Here is a 24597-nt window from a genome sequence, read left to right as displayed (position 1 = left end):
AGCCTACTTGGAATGTTGTGATTCTTTTGCTTGGTTTATTTGGACTGTATCTAGCAAGTGGGTTCCCGATCTAACTTAATATGATTGAAAAAAGATTATCGAAAATTGTTGGTAAGTTGTACAACAATTTTCGATTTTTTTATGTTAGATATGTTTTGTAAAAACGACGATTCAACATGGTGTGCATATTGTATACTAGAATTATGAAAAATTCTGCGATTGAAAAATTTAATGTTGATCAATTAACAGCTGATCAAAGACAACAATTAACGGCAATTGAAAATTATGTACAACAACAATTGCCAAAAGCGACTGCCAGTGTGGCGGTACTTGAAGGAGTTGCTGGGACCGGTAAAAGTGTAATATTAACAAAATTATTTGAAAAATTACAGGCTGGTACAAAGGATCCTGTAAGCCCATATTATGGTTTGAAAAATAAGTTTACTGTGAATCATCCCGAATTATTGAAGGTTTATCAAGAGTTATCACAAACGATACCAAGTTTGAAAAAGGGTGATTATGTTCGACCAACGACTTTAATTAATCAGGCACACAAAAATCATGAATACTATGATGTTATTGTGGTGGATGAAGGACATTTATTGTTATCAAAACCAGAACCCTATATTCGCTTTAAACAAGATAATCAATTAAGTGAATTAATTAAAATTGCGAAAGTTGTGATTGTTGTTTTTGATTTTCAACAAGTGATGCAAAGTAAAATGTATTGGGATCGCTCATTACTGGCACAATGTTTAGCACCATATGAACATCAAACATTTACATTAGCGATGCAGTATCGCATGCAAGCACCACTGAGTGTGCAAAATTGGATTCAGGCACTGTCGATGGGAAAATTGTTGCCATTACCAGTGGACACTGGTAATTATGAATTAAAAGTATATCGTCGTGCAGCAGATATGTATGAAAAAATCAAAGAACGGCAGGCGACAGCAGGTTTGTCACGCATGTTAGCAACAACAGGTTTTGAACGGCGTACACCAACTGAACATCATGTTTATTTGGATGATTTTGATTTACCTTGGGATGAATATGACGTCCAAAAGACACCCTGGGCAGAAAGACCAAATTCAATTAACGAAGTAGGATCTATTTATACGATCCAAGGATTTGATTTAAATTACGCGGGTGTCATTTTGGGACCGCCATTTCGATACGATAAGAAACATGATTGTTTATTTATTGATACAACGAAAGTAACACATCGTGAAATATACAAGAAAACGCCTCGAGTGACAAATCAGGACGATTTGCAACAAATGCAGCAAGATTTGATGTTTCATGTTTTGAACGTTTTACTAACACGTGGTGTGAAAGGCTTATATTTAACAGCAGCCGATGATGCTTTGCGAACACGATTATTAGAACTAAGTAAAAAAGACTAAGAAAAATCCATTCTTAGTCTTCTATGCTTTGGATACAGGCAAACAGTTGGGGTATGACACCACTGTTTAACCTGTATCTTTCAGTATACGCTAAAGATTGTTCAAAAGGTAACAAATTACAGATTTTAAATGAGAAAATCGTTTCAATAGTGAGACAATTTTAAAATTGAGATGGAGGACAAAGATGAATTCCTGGCATGAAGAAGACTTACAACGTGCTTTTGCATTAGCTAATGATGCTGTCTATTTTGCAACAGCTGATGGGCAAACGAAATATTATGCTTATGGTAAACAAGCCGAGTTAATGGGAGGAACGTTTCAAGAGGTTCAAAAATGGTTATTACAGCGACAAGCAGTAGAAAATATACCAATTTTTGGTGGCATGGCATTTGATAGCCAATTAATGCCGGACACACAATTAATGAATGGTTATTTCATACAACCAGCCGTTGTTTATGATGTGAATCACCGGGAAATGATTGGGCAACCAATTGATTTTGTTCGTCAAAATTTCGCTGGGATATCAATGATTAAGACCGTGCAGGATGAAACGGATTGGACAATTAGAATTCAAAGTGCAATCGATGATATGCGTGAAAATCAACGACATGAAAAAGTCGTATTAGGACGTCAGCGACAGATTAATTTATCTGCGCCATTAAATGAACTCACTTTGTTAAAAAGTCTACAAGCAACACAACCACATAGTTATCATTTTGTTTTGAAACACGCTGGGGAACTCTTTGTCTCAGCAACGCCAGAACGTCTGGTAAAGGTTACTAACGGTAAATTAGCAACAGCAGCAGTTGCTGGGACAATTAAGCGTGGTTCAGATGCTGTCACAGATCAAACATTATCAGATGCATTATGGCATGATCAAAAAAATCGCCTTGAACATCAGACAGTTGTGACAACGATCAAAGAACGTTTGCAAGCTGCAAATGTTCATCATTTAAAGATGCCAACAGAGCCACAAATTATGAAAAATCCGCAAGTACAACATTTGTATACACCAATTACAGGTGATTTAGCTTCAAATGTTAATGTATTAAATCTTGCAGAACAGTTACATCCAACACCAGCACTGGGTGGTAAGCCGCAAGCATGGGCGCTTACCACAATTAAACAAATTGAAAAAAAGCCACGTGGCTTGTTTAGTGGACCAGTTGGTATGATTCTACCGAATGGTGATGGTGAATTTATTGTTGGCATTAGATCAATGTGGTACCGCGACCAGTTAGCAACTTTATTTGCAGGAGCAGGTATTTTAGCGGAGTCTGATGCAAAAATGGAATATCAAGAAACAGACTTAAAATTATTACCAATGATGAAATTATTAAAGGAGCAGTCAAACAATGACCGATAATTTGACAAACAATCTCAAACATTTATTAATGGCTCTAGTGTTACAAGGCGTTCATGATTTTGTGGTTTCACCAGGTTCTAGAACAACGCCCGTTGCTTTATTATTGGCAGAAATGCAACAAATTCGTGAGGATGTACGTGTCACAGTTGATGTTGACGAACGTTCGGCTGCTTTTTTTGCGTTAGGCATTGCAAAAACGACGCATCAACCAGTCGCTTTATTAGCAACCTCAGGGACAGCAACTGGTAATTATTTACCAGCCATCATGGAAGCTAGTTTATCGCATATTCCTTTAATTGCATTAACAACTGATCGCCCAGAAGAGTTGCAAGATGTTGGTGCCCCACAAACAGTTCATCAAAATAATTTATATGGTGTGCATACAAAATCATTTACAGCGATTGCCATGCAAGATGATCATGAGGATGTGACGGCATACATTGACTATCATGTACAAGAATTAGTTGGTCTTGCAACGACTCAACCAATGGGACCAGTACAAATTAATCTACCCTTGCGGAAACCCCTAATGCCAGAGTTAGGTATTTCATGGCCAACAGTAACACCACAAAGAATTTTAGTTGGTCAGCGACAAGCGAGCTGGCAAAATATTCAAGCAATTGCTTCATTATTACGTAAACGTAAAGCAATGATTTTGTTAGGGCCAGATGAAGTTGGCTGGGATATTGAAAAGCTGCAACAATTAGCTGCGCATTATCAACTACCAGTGTTGGCAGACGTTCTCAGCAATTTCCGACCAAGTGAGTTTGCAATCAATGGTATCGATAGTTTGTTAGCAGCTGGTGTGATCAATCATGATTTCGTACCAGAAATTGTGTTACGTTTTGGTGGAACACCAGTGTCTGCGAAGGTAGTTGCGTGGTTAAAAGACCAAGCAATTCCAGTTATTCAAGTTGGGCAAGAACACGCAGGACATGATCATGGACGTCATGCACATACAACGCTGCTTGCAGATGTTGATGCAGTGGTTGCTGATTTATTAGCAGAGCCAGGTGTCAAAGATGCCACTTTCTTAAACCAGTGGCAACATTTATCACAACAATTAATGGCGTTAGTTGCAAAAGAACAACCAACGATGACGGAGTATCAACTACCATTAGCATTAGCTAACTTGCCTGAGAATGCACAATTATTTATTGCGAATTCAATGCCTATTCGGGATATGGATAATTATTTTGTGCCACAACATGCCGTTCAAATTGCAGCTAATCGAGGTGCTAATGGTATTGACGGGACAGTGTCATCAGCATTCGGTATGGCCATGTCCGGTCAACCAACAACATTACTTACGGGAGATTTAACATTGTTTCACGATATGAATGGCTTAATGTTAAGCCATCAGGCCCATGTTCCCATGACGATTGTTGTTATTAACAACCAAGGTGGGGGTATCTTTTCGTTTTTGCCACAAGCGCAAGCAAAAGCGTATTTTGAACCAATGTTTGGCACACCCCTACCAATTGTCGTTGAACGAGTGGCACATTTATATGATGCTGAATATAAACTAGTTGATAGCTTAGAACGATTAGGTGAATTAATTCATAAACCAGCTACGCGCCTGCGCATTATTGAAGTTGTTACAGATCGTGAACAAAATGTAGTCGCTCATCAAGCACTAACGACAGCGATTACTGAGGCATTGTCATGAAAAAAGTGATAACAATTAATGACTATCCATTTGAAATGGATATTTTAGGGACTGGTCAACCAATCTGGTTATTCTGCCATGGCTTTATGGGTAGTAAGGCAGATTATCAGTCAATCCAACCAACAGGAACACGGATATATTTAAATTTATTAGGTTTTGGGGTAAACGCACCTACTGTGAGCCAACCGCAGCAGTTTGACGTGTATCAACAAGTGATGAGTATACGTTATCTTTTAGAGCAACTTGATATCGTCCACGTTAATTTAGTCGGTTATTCAATGGGCGCACGCCTTGCTTTAGCTTTCGCTATTTATTGTCCAGAGCGTGTCCAATATTTAGTGCTAGAAAGTGGTACCGCTGGTTTAACAACGCAACCCTTACGTCAAAAAAGGGTGATTGCAGATACAAAGAAAGCAGATTATGTTCAGCAAGTAGGCATGACAGCCTTTGTCACTGAATGGGAACAATTACCTTTATTTCAAAGTCAGCAGATGTTATCAGAAACACAGCGACAATTTATGCATCATCAACGTGTTCATCAAAACGCGGTGAATGTCGCGAATTCACTGAGGTATTTTGGAACAGGAGCAATGCCTAATTTCTGGCCACAATTACAGTCAATTCAAATACCAGTGACATTAATTACAGGCGAAAACGATCAAAAATTTACGCATATTAATGAGAAAATGGCTGCACTGTTACCAAATGTCGTGTGGCAATCAGTGAGTCAGGCAGGTCATAACGTTCATTTTGAACAACCACAATCGGTAACCAGTATTTTAAATCAAATAAATAGTTAATGTTAAGTATTCGGAGGTGTGCATCAATGCAAGTCAACCGAGTGACCATTTATCCACTTGGTTTAACGATGAAACAACCATTTAAAACGGCACATGGGACAACGTTAAATCGACCAATAACCTTGGTTGCAATTCAATTAACTAATGATATTGTAGGTTATGGTGAAATACAATCATTTGCTGACAATCAATATGCACCAGAAACCCAAGCACAATCATTACAGATGGTACGTCAACTAGCCCAAAAATTGATTGGCAAAGTTTTTCAGGCACCAGAAGATGTTGCCCGTTGGTTAAGCAAGCAAACGACATTGTCTTTTGCAAAAGCAGCTATTGAAATGGCTTTTTGGGATGCTTATGGTCAACAGACACAGCAAAGTTTGCAGCAGTTATTGGGTGGTCAACAAGCGACAGTGGCAGTCAGTACAGCGATTGGCATCCAACCAAGTTGGCAACAAACCATTCAATCTGTCACAGCAGCAGTTGCGGCCGGTTATCGGCGAATCAAAATTAAAATCACTGCTGAAACTGATCTAACAGCAGTGATCCAGTTGATCCAACAGTTTCCAGAACAAATGTTTTCCGTGGATGCAAATGCTTCATGGTCCACACAAAATATCGAGCAATTGCAGCGATTGGATCAAGCTGGGCTTGCGTTGATTGAGCAACCATTTGCTGCCGATGCTTGGCAAGTTCACTATCAGGCACAGCAGACACTTCAACAACTAAAATTGAGCCTAGATGAGTCACTAAACGATCTAGCAGATGTGCAACGTGCCATTCGCCATCGCACAACGTTAGCACTGACGATCAAGCAGGGTAAAATTGGTGGTATTAGCAATGCCCAACAAGCAATCAAAGAATGTCAAGTAGCACAATTGTATCCATGGATTGGTGGCATGCTTGGAACTGGGTTGGGACGTGCTGTTGATTTGGCTTTAGCGAGTCTACCAGGTGCCAATATCGTGCCTGCTGATAGTGCGCAATTTGATCACTATTTTGTTGCAGATATTGGTCAACATTTACCGATTGTTCATCAGGGTAAATTACTGGTACCACAAGGATATGGCATTGGCGTGTCACTAAATTGGCAGGTTATTACAAATACTTTGGTACATGAGCCAATGGTTTATGAATAAGCAAGTGTTACAATTTGATATAATGAAGATAATATAGAAATGAGGGCTAATATGACAACGAGAATTGAAAATGTGCGGCAAGTATTTACACCCCTAAAAATTGATGGGCTGTTGGTTGCGAATGGCACCAATATGCAGTATTTGACTGGCTTTACTGGTGGTACTGGTGATGGTCTTGTCTTGATTGGCACCGATCAAGTAGCTTTGATTACAGACGCACGTTATGAAGATGCTTATCGTGATCAATTACCAGATGGTGTGACGTTATTGATTACCCGAAATTATTGGGGTGTTGCGATGGCGGCGGCTCGCCGTTTTAATATCGAAAAATTAGGTTTTGAAGACACATTAGCTTTTCGTGATTTTGATTATATTGATGAAAATTTTGTTGGGACAGACATTGCACCTGTGCCTGACTTAATTGAAGCCATTCGTGAAATTAAAGACGATCGTGAGTTAGATAAGCTACGGCATTCAGCCAAAGTGGCAGTGGATGGCTTTAATGATTTATTATCTGAGTTACACATTGGGATGACTGAACGTGAGGTTGCCAATTTATTAGACCGTAAAATGAAGGAACATGGCGCTGACAAACCATCGTTTGATACGATTGTTGCATCAGGCTATCGTGGCGCATTACCGCATGGTACTTATTCTGATAAGCCTATTCAAGCAGGTGAGTTAGTAACGATTGATTTTGGTTACTACGTTGATGGTTATACCTCAGACATTACAAGGACCATTGCCTTCGGTAAATTAAGTGAAGAACTCCAAAAAATTTATGATATTACACAACATGCACAACGAGCAACTATTGCAGCCATTAAAGATGGCGTTGCGGTTAGTCAGTTAGATAAAGTTGCACGAGACATTATTACTAATGCGGGTTATGGCGAGGACTATACTCACTCAACTGGTCACGGCATTGGGTTAGACATTCATGAAGGTCCAATCCTTTCTAGTCATGCACCTGCAGAGGATCAAGTTAAAACAGGTATGATTTTGACGATTGAACCAGGCATTTATTTAACTGACAAAGGTGGTGTCCGAATTGAAGATGATGTCATTGTAACGCCAACTGGTTTTGAGAATTTAACTGAAGGGATCACAACTGATTTAATTGTGATTGATAAATAATATGGCATTAGAATATTTAACATTTTATCAAGGTAATTTAGCAACGGGGTTTGATTATATTTATATGAAGAAGGTTGCTGATCATGCATTTTATATTAATGCGCCAGCAAATTTGTCGACCACAATTATGGATATCACTGATGAAAATTTTGATTTTTCACAAGATAACCATTTAAAAATTTTAACTGATAACAATTTACGTCAGTTTTCATCAGTTTGGCAAAACATTACTTTTCAGTGGCCTAGTATTGAACGACAATTAATGTTATTAACAGCTGATTGGAAAGCATCGTATCAGGAACAGCGATCTGGTACGGTTAAGGAATGGGGCTTAGAAACCAAATGGTCAGATGAAGACAAATCCCATAAAATTATTGGTTATAACTGTTATCCTGATAATTATGATCAATTTGTGCAATGGTTAAACAGTTATGCAGGTGGCCGATTACGTTAAGAAAAGAGGCTGATCATGGATTATTTTACAGCAGATACTCATTTTTATCATGAAAAATTATTAGCGAGTCAACATTTTTCACCACGTCCATATGATAATTTAAAAGACGAACATGCGGGTCTGATTCATGCTTGGCGTCAGCGAATAACTGATCAAGATACGGTATATCATTTAGGTGATATTGCCATGATGAATCACGTACGACCAGAGCGTCATGCTCATGAACTAGTTTTGGAAATTGTTCAGCAATTACCTGGTCATATTGTGTTTATTAAGGGCAACCATGATACACGTTCGTTGTTTAAATATTTGCAGAATCATAATTTCAACATGAAAGATGGTCGTTTAAAATTTGAGTTTGAAGATGTTGGCCGAATTGTAAAAGCAAATCATCATCAGTTCTTTTTAACACATTATCCTTTGATTTTGGGCCAATCACAAAACAGTATCAATTTACATGGGCATATCCATCATAATATGGTACCCATTCCTGAAAATATCAATGTGGGTGTTGATAGTGCTGATTTGGACTATTTACAAGCAACCGAAAAACCTGTTTGGGGTAGTCCCTTGTTATTACAGGAAATCGAAATCATCATGCAACGAAAACATGATGATTTTGCAAAACGGAGGTAAACGAATGTTAGATCAAATATCAATTCTACATACCAATGATTTGCATTCTCATTTGGAACGATGGCCAAAAATTCGTCGTCATTTGTTAACACGTAAACGACAGTTAATGCGTGATGGTCGTAGTGTCTTAACTTTTGATATTGGTGATTTTATGGATCGTCAGCACCCATTAACAGAAGCAACCTTTGGTCAAGCGAATGTTAGTTTAATGAACGAAATTGGCTATGATGGTGTCACTATTGGAAACAATGAGGGTTTAGGACTCAATCATGAGCAATTGAATCATTTATATGATGATGCTAATTTTCCTGTCATATTAGGCAACTTGCGGGATATGCAAACAAATGAACTACCAGATTGGGTGATGCCGTTTCGAATTATCACAACACCAAAAGGGACACGGATTGGTGTGTTAGGATTTACTGCCCCGTTTGAATTAACGTATCCGTTGCTTGGTTGGATGCCTGAGCGAATTGATACCGCCTTGGCCAAAATTTTGCCTGAACTTGCGGGCAAGACAGACATTAATATCTTACTATCACATTTAGGGTTACCAATGGATAGATATTTAGCTGAACGATATAGTGAACTTCAAATCATTATTGGTGCGCATACCCATCATTTACTTGAACATGGAGAAAAGCATGCCAATTCGTTATTAGCAGCAGCTGGTCGGTATGGTGATCATATTGGTCGTATTGATATTCAAATAGAAGATGGTAAGTTAATCAATATGCAAGCCCGTACAATTGTGACGGATGATTTACCAGCTGTTTATGGTGATAATATTGAGATCAATGGTTATCAAGCCAGTGGTGAAGAGCAATTAACTAAACAAGTGGTGGCATATTTACCAACTGATTATCATATGGAATTAAATTATGAGCATCGTTTAATTGACCTTGGACTGGCTGCACTGATGGATCGGACAGAAACAGATATTGCGATGTTGTCAACGGGGATGTTTTTACATGATCTACCGGCGGGGATTGTGACTGCAAATGATTTACATGCTTTATTGCCACATGCAGTTCATCCCATGCGTACGATATTACAAGGTCGTGAATTGTGGCGGTTAGTTCATGAAGTCTTAAAAAATAATCGATTCTTACAAAATGATCGTTTAAAAGGCATGGGATTTCGTGGTAATTTATGGGGTAAGGTGATTTGGTCCGGATTAACTGTATCAGATAATGGTGACGTTTTTATTCATGAAAAGCCGCTTGATTTTGAAGCTTATTACGCGATTGGTGGACTAGATCATTATCTATTTATTCCTTATTTTCCAACATTAGAAATTATGGGACAGAATACATTGTCTTATGACACCGTGTTGAGGGAAGATTTTGCAAATTATTTACGTAAAGAATTTGCGCCATAGTTGATAGAGAGAAAAAAATGAAACGAGAACGAATGAAAGAACTAGCTGATGCGCAATTCATTGAACGGCAAGCTAGCACAGCAATTACCACAGGTAATACACCAGAGGACATATTTATTAATGATCGTCCTTATCGTTTGGTGAAGGATTATCGTGATGCTTATGATCAGCAAAAATTGGCAGCACGTTTTAGTGATTTTTTAGAGAAATATGACTATATCGTTGGTGATATTGCAGCTGATCAGTTACGATTGCAAGGTTTTTATAAGGATGGTACGAAGGGAATTGCCCGGAGTCAACAAATATCAGCCTTACAAGATTTTTTGTATGAAGAAGCAAATTTTGGCGCACCCTTTTTTGTTTTGGAAAATTTAGCACCACATGAAGTAATCGATGTTGAAGAAAAAGAAGGGTCAAAATCGAAAAGAAGACGTCGTCAACATCACAATAAAAATACAAAATCAACAAATAAACACCATAATAACCAAACAAGCAGCCATCAAGATAGTAAAAAGCATAAAAAATCACCAGTTATCAAAGAAAAAGTGACTGGTGCACAACATCCTGAAAAACATGTGACAAAACGGTTCAATGACGTTGCAACAACTGGGAATAAAAAACGACGTCATTTTCAAGTACGAGAACGGTCGAAAAATAAAGTAAAGGATAAGAATTAAGATGGCAGCACACTATGATGGATATTTGATTGATTTAGATGGTACCATCTATCAGGGGACAAAGAGGTTTCCAAGTGGTCGGCGGTTTATTGAACGTTTGACCAAGAATAAGGTGAAATATTTATTTGTAACTAATAATTCGACAAAAACGGCAGCAGCAGTTGCTGAAAATTTAACAAATAATCATGACATTCCAACGACAGCAGACCAAGTTTATACCTCAGGAATGGCTTTGGCTGATTATTTGGCCAAATTTGATCAAATTCACCGTGTTTTGATGATCGGTGAGGAGGGTCTAAAACAAGCATTATTAGCAAAGGGGTTTGAACTGGTTACTGAAGCACCGGCTGATGCCGTTGCTATTGGTTTAGATCGTGAGGTGACTTACGAAAAAATTTTACAAGGGACTTTAGCGATTCAGCAAGGTGCCAAATTTGTGGCAACAAATCCAGATACAAATCTACCCACAGAAAGAGGTATGGTTCCTGGTGCTGGATCAGTAGTTGCATTTTTAGCAACTGCAGTTAAACCAGAACCAATTGTTATTGGTAAACCTGAGCATATTATTATGGATGGCGCACTAGATAAGTTGCAGGTCCAACGTGATGCTGCAATAATGGTTGGTGATAATTATCAGACTGATATTAAAGCAGGAATCAATGCGACTATTGATACATTGTTAGTCTATTCAGGTGTTTCAAAACAGGCTGACGTTGCAAAAGAAGCACAACAGCCGACGCACTGGGTTGATTCTTTGGATGATTGGTCAATTGAAAATTAAGTATCATTAATATGAATAAAACGTCAGCCTAATTAAAAAAATTAGTTCAGGCTGACGTTTTATTTTATGCAATCACTTTATATAATCAAGATATCTTGATTATATGAGGAAAGATGCATGAAGCAATTTGTACTACGATTAACACAGGATACTATTTTTGTTAATGAAGAATCGATCGGTTGTTGGAAAACTTTAAATGATGCCGTCAATATTTATGAGCAAATTCAAATCAAAATGATTGGTCTGTCAGCAGACAGTACAATAAAAATCATTGATGATCGGTTTAGCGAATTATCCATTCACTATTGGACTATCTTTTCGCAGGTATGGGCTTATGAATGGGCAAAATATTGGCAAGTACAAATCAGACAAACCAACCAGTGGTTGGCTATCAGTCAAACAACCCAATGGTGTGACCGGCGGTGTTATGGGATAATAGATAAGCAAGTGCCAGTTTTGCCAAAGTATCTGCAAAAAATTTTGATTAATAATGAAGAAATTGTACCAACAGATAAAACAATTTGGACAATAACAGAAGAGTATTTATTCGGATGTCAAATAACGACTTATTTGCTTAATCAGCATATGCAATTAACAGTTTGCCAGTTGAGAGCTGTCACAACTGACAAATGGTTGGGTTATCGCCTTATTTTGACTGCCAAGCCAAGATGTACATTAATGATGATGGTTACTGATGAATTAAAGAACATCACCAGTCAACAGATGTCTAAAAAGACGACATCAGTGTGTTATACAGGGCGTGATAGACTGATAGTAGAAACAGAACAGTTCCGAAAGCACCAGGTGACACAAAAATATTTGTGGCAGTTGTTCTGGGAACGATTTGAAATCCGGTGGGAATCCGAATATCGCTGGGCAATGTTTTATCGACGATTAATATATCAAGCTTATTTGGTAAAACGTGTCGATCAAATTGAACAGTTGCTATGGGCGCCAATTATTGATGTCACAGGTGATTTTGCATATTTAAAGTGGCAACGTGATTGGCAAGCGGTATTGACGGGATTTTTGCGCCAATTAATTGGTGGCTATTTTTATGAAGAACAGTTAATTATTAATGGCTGGCCACAGCTACCATTATCTGGTCAACGTACTTTTAAAATGATTCAGTCAAATCGAATAGTTAAAATCAGAATGACAACGACGGCTTTAGAAGTACAGCCCAGTAAACCATTAATAGTCATTAACGATCGTGGTTCAATACAGTGTCAACGTCAGTGTTGGACAACAGTTTGGGCAAGTCAAATATTGTAAAGAAAAAATTTACAAAAAAAAGGTATCACATTTACAAAATTTAGGGATAATAAAGACATGGTCATAGCAAATGAAATTTAGGAGGCGTTTACGAATGAAACGCAATTGGTTGATTAGTGCTGCAATCGTGATTATTGCTGGCAGCCTGTTAACGTTTGGTTATACGACGCGACAAAAAAATAGTGGCGTTAATATTACGGCAGTAGGATCGACGGCATTACAGCCATTGGTTGAAGCGGCAGGTGAAGATTTTGCTAGTAAAAACTTGGGTGTCTACGTCAACGTGCAAGGTGGTGGGACAGGTACTGGACTAGCACAAATTCAATCTGGCGCAGTTGATCTTGGTAATTCAGATATGTTTGCTGGTGAAAAAGATGGTATCAATGCGAAAAAATTAGTTGATCATCAAGTAGGTGTTGTTGGTATTTCTCCAATGATTAACAAAAAAGCGCATGTTGATCAATTAACTCAAAAACAATTAATTGCAATTTTCACGAAAAAAGTAACGAATTGGCAACAAGTTGGCGGCGCTGATGTACCAATTGTTTTAGTCAATCGTGTTGCCGGTTCTGGTACACGTGCAACCTTTGAAAAATGGGGTCTAAATGGTGCTAAATCAGCAAATGCGCAAGAACAGGATTCATCGGGGATGGTACGTTCGATTGTTAGTTCAACACCAGGTGCTATTTCGTATGCAGCCTTTGCATACTTGGATAAATCAGTTGTTACGCCAACGATTGATGGTGTGGCGGCAACTAATCATAATGTCATCACTGGTAAGTGGCCTATTTGGTCATATGAACATATCTATACAAAAGGACAGCCAACTGGTAAAGTAAAAGCATTTTTAGCTTATATTGATTCAGCTCACATTCAAAAAACACTGCTGCCACATTTGGGTTATATCTCGATTCATGATATGCAAGTGACACGTGATGAAAATGGTAAATTAAGCGTCAAGTAGATTAAGGAGTATCAGCCATGGATCCAATCCGTGAATCATTATTAAAAAAATCAAAGGCAACAAAAAAAGATCGATTTGGGCGTGTGATTACTTTTTCAGCACTGCTATTGATCGTGGTCGTGGTTGTCTCAATCTTTTGGTTTGTTGCGTCAAAAGGACTAGCAACGTTTTTTACAAACAAAGTTAATTTATGGGACTTTTTAACTGGCACCAAATGGGCACCGGGACAAACTGATGCCCATGGCCATCCATTGGTTGGAGCTTTACCCATGATTATTGGCTCGTTTCTGGTGACATTTATCGCCGCCCTCATTGCGACACCGTTTGCCATTGGTACAGCTGTTTTTATGACAGAAATTTCACCAAAACATGGTGCAAAAATATTAGGACCCGTAACAGAATTATTAGTTGGTATTCCTTCAGTTGTTTATGGTTTTATTGGGTTGTCAATGATTGTGCCCTTTATGCGTCAAATATTTGGCGGGTCAGGTTTTGGTATTTTAGCTGGTGCGATTGTGTTATTTGTTATGATTTTACCAACTGTGACCTCGATGACGGTCGATACATTAAAGTCTGTCCCACGTCATTATCGTGAATCGGCGCTCGCATTGGGAGCAACACGTTGGCAGATGATCTATAAAGTTATTTTGCGTTCAGCCACACCAGGTATTTTAACTGCCATTGTCTTTGGTATGGCGCGTGCGTTCGGTGAAGCATTGGCAGTCCAAATGGTCATTGGTAATGCTTCATTAATGCCAAAAGATTTAACGTCACCCGCATCAACATTAACATCAATTTTGACACAAGGTATTGGAAACACAGTCATGGGTTCATTAGAGAACAATGTGTTGTGGAGCTTGGCGTTACTGCTATTATTAATGTCACTCGTCTTTAATATCATTATTAAGGCAATTGCAAAGAAAGGGGCGATGTAAAACATGTTGAATCCAAAACAAAGCGATAAAATTGCGAGCATAATTTTATATGGCATTGCTGGCTTGGTTATTCTTATATTGGTAGCATTAGTTGGCTATATCCTTGTACAAGGCGTGCCACACCTATCATGGCACTTTCTGACGGCTCCCTCATCGGCATTTACTGCTGGTGGTGGTATCGGTATTCAATTATTTAATTCATTTTATTTGTTGATTATTACGATGATAATTTCTTTTCCAATTGCATTAGGTGCAGGCGTTTATCTACATGAATATGCTAATCAAAATAGTCAATTAATTCGCCTTATTCGGACAGCAATTGAGATTTTATCTTCATTACCTTCTGTTGTTGTTGGTTTATTTGGCTTTTTACTATTTGTTGTCCAATTCAAACTAGGTTTTTCAATCCTCTCAGGAGCGATTGCACTAACATTCTTTAATTTACCTTTGTTAACAAGATCAGTAGAAGAATCATTACGAAGCATTCCTGATTTACAACGTGAAGCCGGAGCAGCGTTAGGATTATCACGTTGGGAAACAGTTGGTCACATTATTTTACCCGCTGCCGTGCCGTCGATTGTAACAGGGGTCGTTTTATCAGCTGGTCGTGTCTTTGGTGAAGCTGCAGCCTTAATTTACACGGCGGGTCAGTCTGCACCAGCCTTAGACTTTGGAGATTGGAATCCATTTAATACAGCGAGTCCATTGAATATTATGCGGCCAGCTGAAACCCTGGCTGTTCATATTTGGAAAGTTAATTCAGAAGGTATTATGCCTGATGCTGCTGCTGTTTCAGCAGGCGCTTCAGCAGTATTGATTATTGCTGTTTTATTGTTTAATTTCTTAGCACGATTCTTAAGTGGCATCTTATTCAAGCGTTTAACAGCAACTAGATAGGAAAGAGGAACGATATTTATGACAGTAGGACAACCAGGCTCTTTAAATTTAACGGGTGAGCAACCAGATCGTCATATTTATCATATGGACGATAATAAGCATGAAATTGCTTTGTCTACGAAAAATTTACAAGTATATTATGGTGATCATTTGGCTTTAAGTGAAGCAGATTTAGCGTTCGAACGCTTTAAAATTACATCATTGATTGGTGCTTCTGGTTCAGGAAAATCAACGTTCTTACGATCATTAAATCGAATGAATGATGACGTTGCAACTGTTAAGGGTCAGATTATGTATCGCGGGTTAGATATTAACTCACATGATATTGACGTCTATGAAATGCGTAGGCATATTGGCATGGTTTTTCAACGACCAAATCCATTTGCTAAATCCATTGCGGATAACATCACTTTTGCTTTGAAACAGCATGGTCAACATGATAAAAAGCAGTTAGCAGAAATTGTTGAAACATCTTTAAAACAAGCAGCGTTATGGGATGAAGTAAAGGATGATTTAAAAAAATCAGCTTTATCGTTATCGGGTGGCCAACAACAACGACTAGTTATTGCTCGAGCAATTGCGATGAAGCCTGATATCTTATTATTAGATGAACCTGCATCGGCATTGGATCCCATTTCAACAGCTAAAATAGAAGACACATTAATGGAATTAAAAAACCGTTATACAATTATTATTGTCACTCATAATATGCAACAAGCTAGTCGTATTTCAGATTACACGGCGTTCTTTCATACAGGTGAAGTGTTAGAATATGATTTAACAAGAAAGATATTTACGCGTCCAAAGGTACAAATGACCATTGATTATGTCAATGGTAACTTTGGTTAAAAGGGAGCTAGCAGATGACACAAAAAATTTTAACGACTGAAAATGTTCATCTTTATTATGGTAAAAAGGAAGCTTTGCATGGTATCAACTTAGACTTCAATCAAAATGATATTACTGCTTTAATTGGACCATCTGGTTCAGGAAAATCAACTTATTTACGTGCCTTAAATCGTATGCATGATTTAACTGACTCTGTGACTGTCAATGGTACCTTTATGTTCAATGGGCAAGATATTTATGCACCAAATACGGATACCGTGATACTTAGGCAAAAAATTGGGATGGTTTTTCAACAACCAAATCCATTTCCTTTTTCAATTTATGATAATGTTGCTTTTGGTGTTCGAACGGCAGGTAATAAAAATAAAGCAGAACTAGATGAAATTGTTGAAAGATCGTTAAAACAGGCTGCAATTTGGGATGAAGTAAAAGATAACTTACACAAATCAGCATTATCTTTATCAGGAGGACAACAGCAACGTGTGTCAATTGCTCGTGCTTTGGCTACTGATCCAGAAATTTTACTATTGGACGAGCCAACTGCTGCCTTAGATCCTGTATCAGCCAGTAAAGTCGAAAATACGATGATGCAGTTACGCGATCAATTGACGATGATCATTGTGACACATTCCATGGCGCAAGCTTCTCGTATATCTGATAAAACAGCTTTTTTTATGGATGGACGATTGATTGAATTTAACCATACAAAGAAAATTTTCTTGGATCCTGACCAACAAGAGACGCAAGATTATATTTCCGGTCGTTTTGGTTAATTGGTATCGGGGACACGATAGAAGAAAAAATAGAAGGGAAATGATGCTATGCGACAATATTTTGATGATGAATTAGCAGACTTGGATACATCTTTTAAAGAAATGGGGCTACTTGTATCTGAAACGTTAGATGAGGCAGTCCAAGCATTTTTAGATCATAATCGAGTTGTTGCACAAGATATTATTGATCAAGATCAAGCAATTAATCAGCGTGAAATTGCTATTGAAAAAAAGAGTTTTGAAATGATTGCATTATACCAACCGGTTACAACTGATTTGCGTGAAATTATGACCGTTTTGAAGGCTGTTTCTGTTCTAGAACGTATTGGAGATAATGCACGTAATATTGCAATGTCAACCATTCATGTTAAAGGTAACAAACGGGTTGCTAAGATCGAGGAAACGATTGGTAATACTGGTTCAGTTGTTGCTAAAATGGTCTCACAAGTGTTGGATTATTATGTCAATGATGATGCTGTGGCAGCAGAAGGTATCTCTGAAGTGGCTTCTGGTGTATCGGATGCTACTAGACGAATTCGTGAAATGTCAATTGGTGCAATGAAGGCTGATCCGGAGCAGGTTGCAGCAGCAACAGACTATCTTGTTGTTGCAGGTTATCTAAAGCGGACATCAGATTATGTGACGGATATTGCTGAATGGATTATTTATAAACGAACGGGTAAGATTGTTGAATTAAATCCAGGAACATCTTCGTTTATTTAAATTCAGTACTTATCTGATCATATTGTCTTAAGCAATGATTTAAAGACAATTTTTCGGTATACATTGATAGACTGTTAATCTACCAAACAAGATGGTCAGATTAACAGTTTTTTGTCATATAATAATTAATGATTAACAACTAATGAATGGGAGCAAACGATGCCAATCGTAACGAAAGTAACACGGCAGCGGCGAGCAGGTCGTTATAATATTTATTTAGATGATGAATATGCATTTGCAGTTGATGAAAAAATTTTAATTACTTATAACTTGTTTAAAGGGGCAACTTTATCTGAAGATAATTTGGTTGATATTCAGAATGCAGAATTTCGTCAGAAAGCGTATACAACAGCGCTAGTTTATGCAACAGGGCAGATGCGCACAGCAAAACAAGTCCGGCGTAAATTACGAGAACATGACTATAATGATCAAGTCATTAAAGAGACCATTCAACGATTAAAAGATGATCATGTTGTTGATGATGTCACATATGCTCAAACATATGTTGATCAAGCTAAATCAGCTGGTAAATTTGGTCCACAGGGTGTGAAGTACAAATTACAACAAGTTGGAATTGATCAATTTGTTATTGAAGATGCTTTGATTGCTTATACGTTGGATGATGAGCGAGCTGCTTTAGAAAATCGAGTGTCAAGCTTATTAGAAAAAAATGCGCGTTATGCAACGTTTTTAGCAGAACAGAAAACACAACAAAAATTAATGCAACAAGGATTTCATCGCCAATTAATTCAAGAAGCGATTCGTGATTATCGCATGAATAATCTGCCTGATGCTGAATTAGAATGGGAAAAATTAGATCGAGATGCAACTATTGCAGCCAATCGTTATTCTTCATACGAAGGGTGGACGTTTAAGAGTAAAGTCAAAACCGCTATGTATCGTAAAGGTTATGATTTAGATTTAGTTGATCGCTGGTTAAAGCAACAAGACTAAGTTGACAGTGTTTTTTAATGGCTCACGTGATACAATGAAATAGAAAAAATTTGGTGAAATTCACAGAAAGCTCAAAATAATGAAAGATAGTCGATTACCGCGTGAGGGCGACTTTGTAACGATTAAGAGCTACAAGCATGATGGGAGTTTACATCGGACTTGGCGTGACACAATGGTGTTAAAGACAAGTGAAAATGCGATTATTGGTTTAAATGATCATACATTGGTGACGGAAGATGATGGACGCCGATGGGTGACACGTGAACCGGCAATTGTTTATTTTCACCGTAAATATTGGTTTAACATTGTTGCGATGATTCGGGAAAATGGCGTTTCATATTATTGTAACCTTGCGTCGCCATTTGTGTTGGATAAAGAAGCGTTGAAGTATGTCGATTATGATTTGGATGTGAAAGTTTTTCCAAATGGTGAGAAACGTCTGTTGGATACAGATGAATATGAATTACATAAAGCGCGCTGGCATTATCCGGCGGATGTTGATTATATTGTGCGTGAGCATGTGAAGATTTTAGTCGATTGGATCAATAATCAACAGGGACCGTTTTCCGATGCTTACATTGACTTGTGGTATCGACGTTATCTAGAAATTAAGCGTCGTAATAGTCAACAATAGTCGTCATAATATAGGCAAAAAAGATTACTGAAGACGTAATCTTTTTTTATTTGTGATGATAATTTTGTGAATGATAATCACAACGAGCGAACTATTGAAACAACCTATAATATTCGTTATACTGAATTGTTAAGTTTAAAAAAAATAATATAAAATAAAAATATAAAAAGGCGATAAATTATGGCATCATTAAAAGAAGCAACGCAAACAAGGCGTACATTTGCTATTATTTCTCATCCCGATGCTGGTAAAACAACAATTACTGAGCAATTATTAAAGCTTGGGGGAGTTGTGCGTGAAGCTGGCACGGTTAAGGGACGTAAAGGAAATTTTGCGAAGTCTGATTGGATGGAAATCGAACAAAAACGTGGTATTTCAGTGACTTCATCAGTTTTACAATTTGACTTTGACGGTAAGCGCATCAATATTTTGGATACACCAGGTCATGAGGATTTCTCAGAAGATACTTATCGAACATTAATGGCAGTTGATTCAGTGATCATGGTCGTCGATTCAGCAAAGGGAATTGAGCCTCAAACAAAAAAGTTATTTGAGATTGTCAGCGAACGTCATATTCCGATTTTTACATTCTTTAATAAGTTGGATCGTGATGGTCGTGAACCATTAGACTTAGTTGATGAATTAGAATCAACATTGGGTATTAATGCTTATCCAATGAATTGGCCCATTGGTTCAGGTCAGATTTTAGCGGGATTATTTGATCGTTATCATAATAATGTTGAAGTGTATCGGCCAGAAAATAGTGCACAACGCTTTTTGCCATTAAATGAGGCGGGCGTTGATTTAGCTGAACCAAACGTCATTCAAGAGAATTCATTGTGGCAAGAAACACGCGATGAAATTGAAATGTTACAAGATGCGGGAAATTCATTTGATGAAACTGCTGTAATGCGTGGTGAATTGACCCCCGTCTTCTTTGGGTCAGCTTTACAAGGATTTGGCATCGAAACTTTCTTGCAAACATATATGCAGTTTGCGCCAGCACCTTCACCAAAAAATACGGTGACAGGTGTGTCTATTTCACCAGATGATGAGCAATTCACAGGCTTTGTTTTTAAAATCCAAGCGAATATGAATCCTAACCATCGTGATCGAATTGCGTTTTTACGGATTGTATCAGGTGAATTTGATCGTGGTATGGATGTGACATTACAGCGTACTCAAAAGAAAATTCGTTTATCAAATGTGACGCAGTTTATGGCCGACACACGAGAGAATGTTGAAACGGCCTACCCAGGGGATATCATCGGTATTTATGACACTGGTAATTTTCAAATTGGCGATACGATTTATGCCGGTAAACATGAGGTCACTTTTGAAGAATTGCCAACGTTTACACCTGAATTATTTATGCGTGTTCATGCAAAAAACGTGTTAAAGCAAAAGTCATTCCATAAAGGTGTCACGCAATTGGTTCAAGAAGGGACGATTCAATTGTATACGGCATGGGATTCTGGTGATTACATTATTGGTGCTGTTGGTGCCTTGCAGTTTGAAGTTTTCCAATTCCGAATGGAAAATGAATACAATACGGAAGTTTCATTAGAGCCAATGGGTTCAAAAATTGCGCGTTGGATCAATTCAGAACAACTAGATCCTCAAATGGCATCATCACGAAACTTACTTGTTCGAGATCGTCATGAGAATCCAGTATTCTTGTTTGAAAATCAATTTGCTGAACGTTGGTTTGCCAATAAATACCCTGATGTGCAACTAGAGACAAAATTGTGATTTTAATGTTATCTATTATGTATGCCGATTAATTGGTTAATGGATGCATTGGTATTTGTTATTATTTTATGCATACCAATCACAGTTTATTTTGTTGGTCATATTATTTAACATCGTTATCCAAAATGATTTATTTAACGGATTAGGTTACATTGGTTGATTGACGTGATTATTGCAGATATGACATTGTTAGTGAGTTAAAAATAGAACGCTTATGAATAGGTTGTGCGTATATGATATTGCGATGCCTAGTGTCATAAGTGCTTTTTTATTTTCATAATAAGAATAAGAAAATTGTCGGCATTTAGGCATTATGTTAAAATTAACCTAATAGAAAAGGAGAGACATTCATGGATAAACAAGAGATGGATCCACACGTTAAATCTGGATTGTATGGTACGCCTGAAATTAATCCAGATGAACAACACCGCTATTTAGGTAATTTTCGTGAACGGATCTATGCCTTGCAAACACGCCAAACTGCGGGTGACGGACTTTATATGTTGGCTTGGGAAAAGCAATTATCAGCTCACCCCGATGCAGTTCTTTATTTGAATGGCCAAATGGATCGCGAAATATTAGATAAGTATATTAAATTAGCAGCGAAACAACGGACAAAGTTTACGTTAAAATCTGATACTGTTTATGCGAATTCTGATGTTGTTGTTGTCTTAGCTGCAAAGACGGCAGTTCACAAAGAAGTGGTTGATATTGTTCAGTTGGTAGGCAATATGGGAAAGCCTGAAAACAAGCAATCAGTAACCAAAACGCCTTGGTATAAAAAATTATTCTAATCGTTACTGAAAGGAAGGGATGATAATGCAACAGCCATTGGCTTATCGCATGCGCCCACGGACGATTGATGAAGTTGTTGGACAACAACATTTGGTCGGTGCGGGAAAGATTATTAATCGCATGGTGACTGCAAAAATGTTGTCGTCAATGATTTTATATGGACCACCTGGCACGGGAAAGACAAGTATTGCGAGTGCCATTGCGGGATCTACAAAATACGCGTTTCGCATTCTTAATGCGGCAACTGATAGCAAAAAAGATTTACAAATCGTTGCGGAAGAAGCAAAAATGTCAGGCACAGTTGTCCTGTTGCTGGATGAAATTCATCGCTTAGATAAGACCAAGCAGGATTTTTTGTTACCACATTTAGAAAGTGGGCGCATTGTCCTAATTGGTGCAACGACAGAAAATCCGTATTTATCAATATTGCCAGCCATTCGTTCTCGAACACAAATTTTTGAAGTGAAACCACTTTCCGAAACAGATATGAACCTTGCCATTGAGCGTGCTTTGATGGATAAGGAACGAGGCTTGGGCGATTTTGCAGTTGTGCTAGATGATGATGCCAAACAACAGTTGATCTATGCAACTAATGGTGATTTACGCTCGGCGCTAAATGGTCTTGAATTGGCTGTGAAATCTACTAACCCGATGGCAGATGGCAAAGTTCATATTACATTACCTATTATTGAAGAAACCGTACAACGTAAAGCTATAACAGCGGATAAAAATGGTGATGGTCATTATAATGTCATTTCGGCATTACAAAAATCAATTCGAGGTAGTGATGTTGACGCTGCCTTACATTATCTTGCGCGTTTGATTGAAGCGGGTGATTTACTCATTATTGCACGCCGTTTACAGGTTATTGCGTATGAAGATATTGGCGTTGCAAATCCAGCTGTGGCAGCTCGTGCGATTACGGCAGTGCAAGCGGCCTTACAGCTTGGCTTTCCAGAAGCGCGGATTCCCTTAGCCAATGCAGTTATCGAATTAGCATTATCACCGAAGTCTAATGCAGCGATGGTTGCAGTTGATGCAGCCATTGCAGATGTTCAAAAAGGTGCTACAGGGGATGTACCTGATCATTTAAAAGATGCGCATTATGCTGGTGCCAAAAAATTAGGGCATGGTGTTGATTATGTCTATCCACATGGTCATCCAGGAGATTGGGTCCCACAACAGTATCTTCCTGATAAGTTACTTGGAGCGCACTATTTTAAACCTGCAGGGAATTCGAAAGTTGAACGTTCATACAAAGAACAATATGAGAAATTACGACGAGCGCAACAGGACGGCCTCAATAATCGATAACGGCAATGATTTTTATCACACGTTACTTGATTGTCAAGACTTTTCATTTGTGTATTTACTAGTATAATAAAGACATGGATGGATTTCTTGGGTGTACGCGTAATTCTACTTTCTGTAGTTGCTTTACAACCTTTTTGCTCGGGGATGTCGGGAAGCTGCTATAGCATGCTGTTTCACTCAGTAGCTATAAAAGCAAACTTATTCACCCACTTTCCTTTAATCGGAGCCAACTCAGTTGAATTTACTAACGGCACCAATCAAGTGTTCATAGTTGTTCATATCAATAGATTTTGAATAACGATGGTCGTGCATGTTCGATATGTTTATCGAAGGTGGGCGACCTTTTTTATCAGGAAAGAAAAGGAACGAAATCATGATTATTGGATTATACATTTTATTTGCACTAGTTATTGCGATTATTGGTATTTATTTATTGTTACATCAACAAGGTTTCTTGGGAATTCCACAAACCGCAGCAAAGCAACCTGCCCGTTGGTTTGGATGGGCCTTTACAATTGATGCCATCTTAATTGTGATCAGTACGCTGGTTACTAAAGGGGCCGCATTACCAGGTGGTTTGTTTGTTATTATTGCTACTTTGCTAACAACTGTATTGGCAATTGTTATTGTTCGTCTTTTATTTAAATAATTTATATATCAAAATTTAAAAAAGAGACCTTATTTACATGAAAAAATAGGGTAAATGCGTTATAATTAATGTATAGAAATGAGACACATATAGTCAATCCGACAGGGGGAACTGTTATGGCTGATGTAAAAGTAAACTATAAGAACGTATTGGTACCAGTTGATGGCTCTAAAGAAGCTGAGGCTGCGTTGAATCGTGCTATTCAAGTTGTTAAGCAGAATGGCCCAGATGCTAAGTTGCATATTCTGCATGTTATTGATACACGTTCATTCCAGAATGTGACTGATTTTAGAACAACGATGGTTGAACAAGTTGCTGGTACAGCAAAGAAGACATTGGATGCATATTTGCAACAAGCTAAGGATGCTGGTGTTGAAAATGTCGATTATTCAATTGAATATGGGTCACCTAAGGATGTTATTGCTCAGCAAGCACCAGAAAAGTATGGTATTGACTTGATTATGATTGGTGCAACCGGTTTGAATGCTATTGAACGTTTGCTAATTGGATCTGTTACTGAGTTCGTTACACGTGTTGCGAAGGTGGACACACTGATTGTACGTAAGCGGGATTAATCATTAAATGAATCACTTTGATGTATACCAGTATGTTAGAGAATTTTGAAATAGTGAGTTGG

At 38.0% G+C, this 24597-nt stretch carries 25 protein-coding genes; all 25 read left to right on the top strand.

The window, feature by feature from the left end:
* Positions 1–188 precede the first annotated feature (188 nt).
* The 25 genes from ACSKY2_RS04665 (at position 189) to ACSKY2_RS04545 (ending at position 24535) form a co-directional block, all read left to right on the top strand.
* Positions 189–1406, top strand: coding sequence for a DUF2075 domain-containing protein (locus ACSKY2_RS04665; protein WP_491737209.1), 1218 nt, complete (start codon positions 189–191; stop codon positions 1404–1406).
* Between the two features lie 184 nt (positions 1407–1590).
* Positions 1591–2772: an isochorismate synthase gene (locus tag ACSKY2_RS04660; protein WP_489876944.1), complete on the top strand. Its 1182-nt coding sequence runs from the start codon at positions 1591–1593 to the stop codon at positions 2770–2772.
* Positions 2762–4441 (top strand): 2-succinyl-5-enolpyruvyl-6-hydroxy-3-cyclohexene-1-carboxylic-acid synthase, encoded by a 1680-nt coding sequence (menD, locus tag ACSKY2_RS04655; RefSeq protein WP_489876943.1) that lies wholly within the window; start codon positions 2762–2764, stop codon positions 4439–4441. Before ACSKY2_RS04660 ends, menD begins: the two co-directional genes overlap by 11 nt.
* Complete coding sequence (menH, locus tag ACSKY2_RS04650) at positions 4438–5241, top strand: 2-succinyl-6-hydroxy-2,4-cyclohexadiene-1-carboxylate synthase (RefSeq protein WP_489876942.1); 804 nt, start codon at positions 4438–4440, stop codon at positions 5239–5241. Before menD ends, menH begins: the two co-directional genes overlap by 4 nt.
* Positions 5242–5267: 26 nt before the next feature.
* Positions 5268–6380, top strand: coding sequence for an o-succinylbenzoate synthase (menC, locus tag ACSKY2_RS04645; protein ID WP_489876941.1), 1113 nt, complete (start codon positions 5268–5270; stop codon positions 6378–6380).
* 39 nt (positions 6381–6419) lie between these two features.
* Positions 6420–7517, top strand: a complete 1098-nt coding sequence (locus tag ACSKY2_RS04640; protein WP_489876940.1) for an aminopeptidase P family protein — start codon at positions 6420–6422, stop codon at positions 7515–7517.
* Between the two features lies 1 nt (position 7518).
* On the top strand, positions 7519–7971 hold the full coding sequence (locus tag ACSKY2_RS04635; RefSeq protein WP_489876939.1) for a phosphoesterase: 453 nt from the start codon (positions 7519–7521) through the stop codon (positions 7969–7971).
* A gap of 15 nt (positions 7972–7986) precedes the next feature.
* Positions 7987–8607, top strand: coding sequence for a metallophosphatase (locus ACSKY2_RS04630; RefSeq protein ID WP_489876938.1), 621 nt, complete (start codon positions 7987–7989; stop codon positions 8605–8607).
* 4 nt (positions 8608–8611) lie between these two features.
* Positions 8612–9988, top strand: a complete 1377-nt coding sequence (locus ACSKY2_RS04625; protein WP_489876937.1) for a bifunctional metallophosphatase/5'-nucleotidase — start codon at positions 8612–8614, stop codon at positions 9986–9988.
* A gap of 17 nt (positions 9989–10005) precedes the next feature.
* Positions 10006–10665 (top strand): YutD family protein, encoded by a 660-nt coding sequence (locus ACSKY2_RS04620; RefSeq protein ID WP_489876936.1) that lies wholly within the window; start codon positions 10006–10008, stop codon positions 10663–10665.
* 1 nt (position 10666) lies between these two features.
* Complete coding sequence (locus tag ACSKY2_RS04615) at positions 10667–11446, top strand: TIGR01457 family HAD-type hydrolase (RefSeq protein ID WP_489876935.1); 780 nt, start codon at positions 10667–10669, stop codon at positions 11444–11446.
* Positions 11447–11563: 117 nt separating this feature from the next.
* Positions 11564–12721 carry a hypothetical protein gene (locus tag ACSKY2_RS04610; RefSeq protein WP_489876934.1) on the top strand — a complete coding sequence of 386 codons (1158 nt, stop codon included), beginning with the start codon at positions 11564–11566 and terminating at the stop codon, positions 12719–12721.
* 94 nt (positions 12722–12815) lie between these two features.
* Positions 12816–13685 carry a phosphate ABC transporter substrate-binding protein PstS family protein gene (locus ACSKY2_RS04605; RefSeq protein WP_489840904.1) on the top strand — a complete coding sequence of 290 codons (870 nt, stop codon included), beginning with the start codon at positions 12816–12818 and terminating at the stop codon, positions 13683–13685.
* A 17-nt stretch (positions 13686–13702) separates the two neighbouring features.
* Positions 13703–14620, top strand: coding sequence for a phosphate ABC transporter permease subunit PstC (pstC, locus tag ACSKY2_RS04600; RefSeq protein ID WP_489840905.1), 918 nt, complete (start codon positions 13703–13705; stop codon positions 14618–14620).
* 6 nt (positions 14621–14626) lie between these two features.
* Entirely contained in the window at positions 14627–15517 is an 891-nt protein-coding gene (gene pstA / locus ACSKY2_RS04595; RefSeq protein WP_489878230.1) for a phosphate ABC transporter permease PstA, read from the top strand.
* Between the two features lie 18 nt (positions 15518–15535).
* Positions 15536–16366 (top strand): phosphate ABC transporter ATP-binding protein PstB, encoded by an 831-nt coding sequence (gene pstB, locus ACSKY2_RS04590; RefSeq protein WP_489840906.1) that lies wholly within the window; start codon positions 15536–15538, stop codon positions 16364–16366.
* 14 nt (positions 16367–16380) lie between these two features.
* Complete coding sequence (gene pstB, locus ACSKY2_RS04585; RefSeq protein WP_489840907.1) at positions 16381–17139, top strand: phosphate ABC transporter ATP-binding protein PstB; 759 nt, start codon at positions 16381–16383, stop codon at positions 17137–17139.
* A 48-nt stretch (positions 17140–17187) separates the two neighbouring features.
* Positions 17188–17862 (top strand): phosphate signaling complex protein PhoU, encoded by a 675-nt coding sequence (gene phoU, locus ACSKY2_RS04580; protein WP_489840908.1) that lies wholly within the window; start codon positions 17188–17190, stop codon positions 17860–17862.
* A 159-nt stretch (positions 17863–18021) separates the two neighbouring features.
* Positions 18022–18816, top strand: coding sequence for a RecX family transcriptional regulator (locus ACSKY2_RS04575; protein WP_489876933.1), 795 nt, complete (start codon positions 18022–18024; stop codon positions 18814–18816).
* Between the two features lie 79 nt (positions 18817–18895).
* Positions 18896–19450, top strand: a complete 555-nt coding sequence (gene ntdP, locus ACSKY2_RS04570; RefSeq protein WP_489840910.1) for a nucleoside tri-diphosphate phosphatase — start codon at positions 18896–18898, stop codon at positions 19448–19450.
* A gap of 180 nt (positions 19451–19630) precedes the next feature.
* Entirely contained in the window at positions 19631–21202 is a 1572-nt protein-coding gene (locus tag ACSKY2_RS04565; protein WP_489876932.1) for a peptide chain release factor 3, read from the top strand.
* Positions 21203–21552: 350 nt separating this feature from the next.
* Positions 21553–21996 carry a YueI family protein gene (locus ACSKY2_RS04560; RefSeq protein ID WP_489876931.1) on the top strand — a complete coding sequence of 148 codons (444 nt, stop codon included), beginning with the start codon at positions 21553–21555 and terminating at the stop codon, positions 21994–21996.
* 25 nt (positions 21997–22021) lie between these two features.
* Positions 22022–23311 carry a replication-associated recombination protein A gene (locus ACSKY2_RS04555; RefSeq protein ID WP_489876930.1) on the top strand — a complete coding sequence of 430 codons (1290 nt, stop codon included), beginning with the start codon at positions 22022–22024 and terminating at the stop codon, positions 23309–23311.
* Between the two features lie 373 nt (positions 23312–23684).
* Positions 23685–23960, top strand: a complete 276-nt coding sequence (locus ACSKY2_RS04550) for a hypothetical protein (RefSeq protein ID WP_489840914.1) — start codon at positions 23685–23687, stop codon at positions 23958–23960.
* A gap of 116 nt (positions 23961–24076) precedes the next feature.
* Positions 24077–24535, top strand: a complete 459-nt coding sequence (locus ACSKY2_RS04545; protein WP_489840915.1) for a universal stress protein — start codon at positions 24077–24079, stop codon at positions 24533–24535.
* The last annotated feature ends 62 nt before the right edge of the window (positions 24536–24597 follow it).

The organism is Weissella sp. ESL1156 (assembly GCF_058505625.1).
This window is presented reverse-complemented; position numbering and strand designations above follow the sequence as displayed.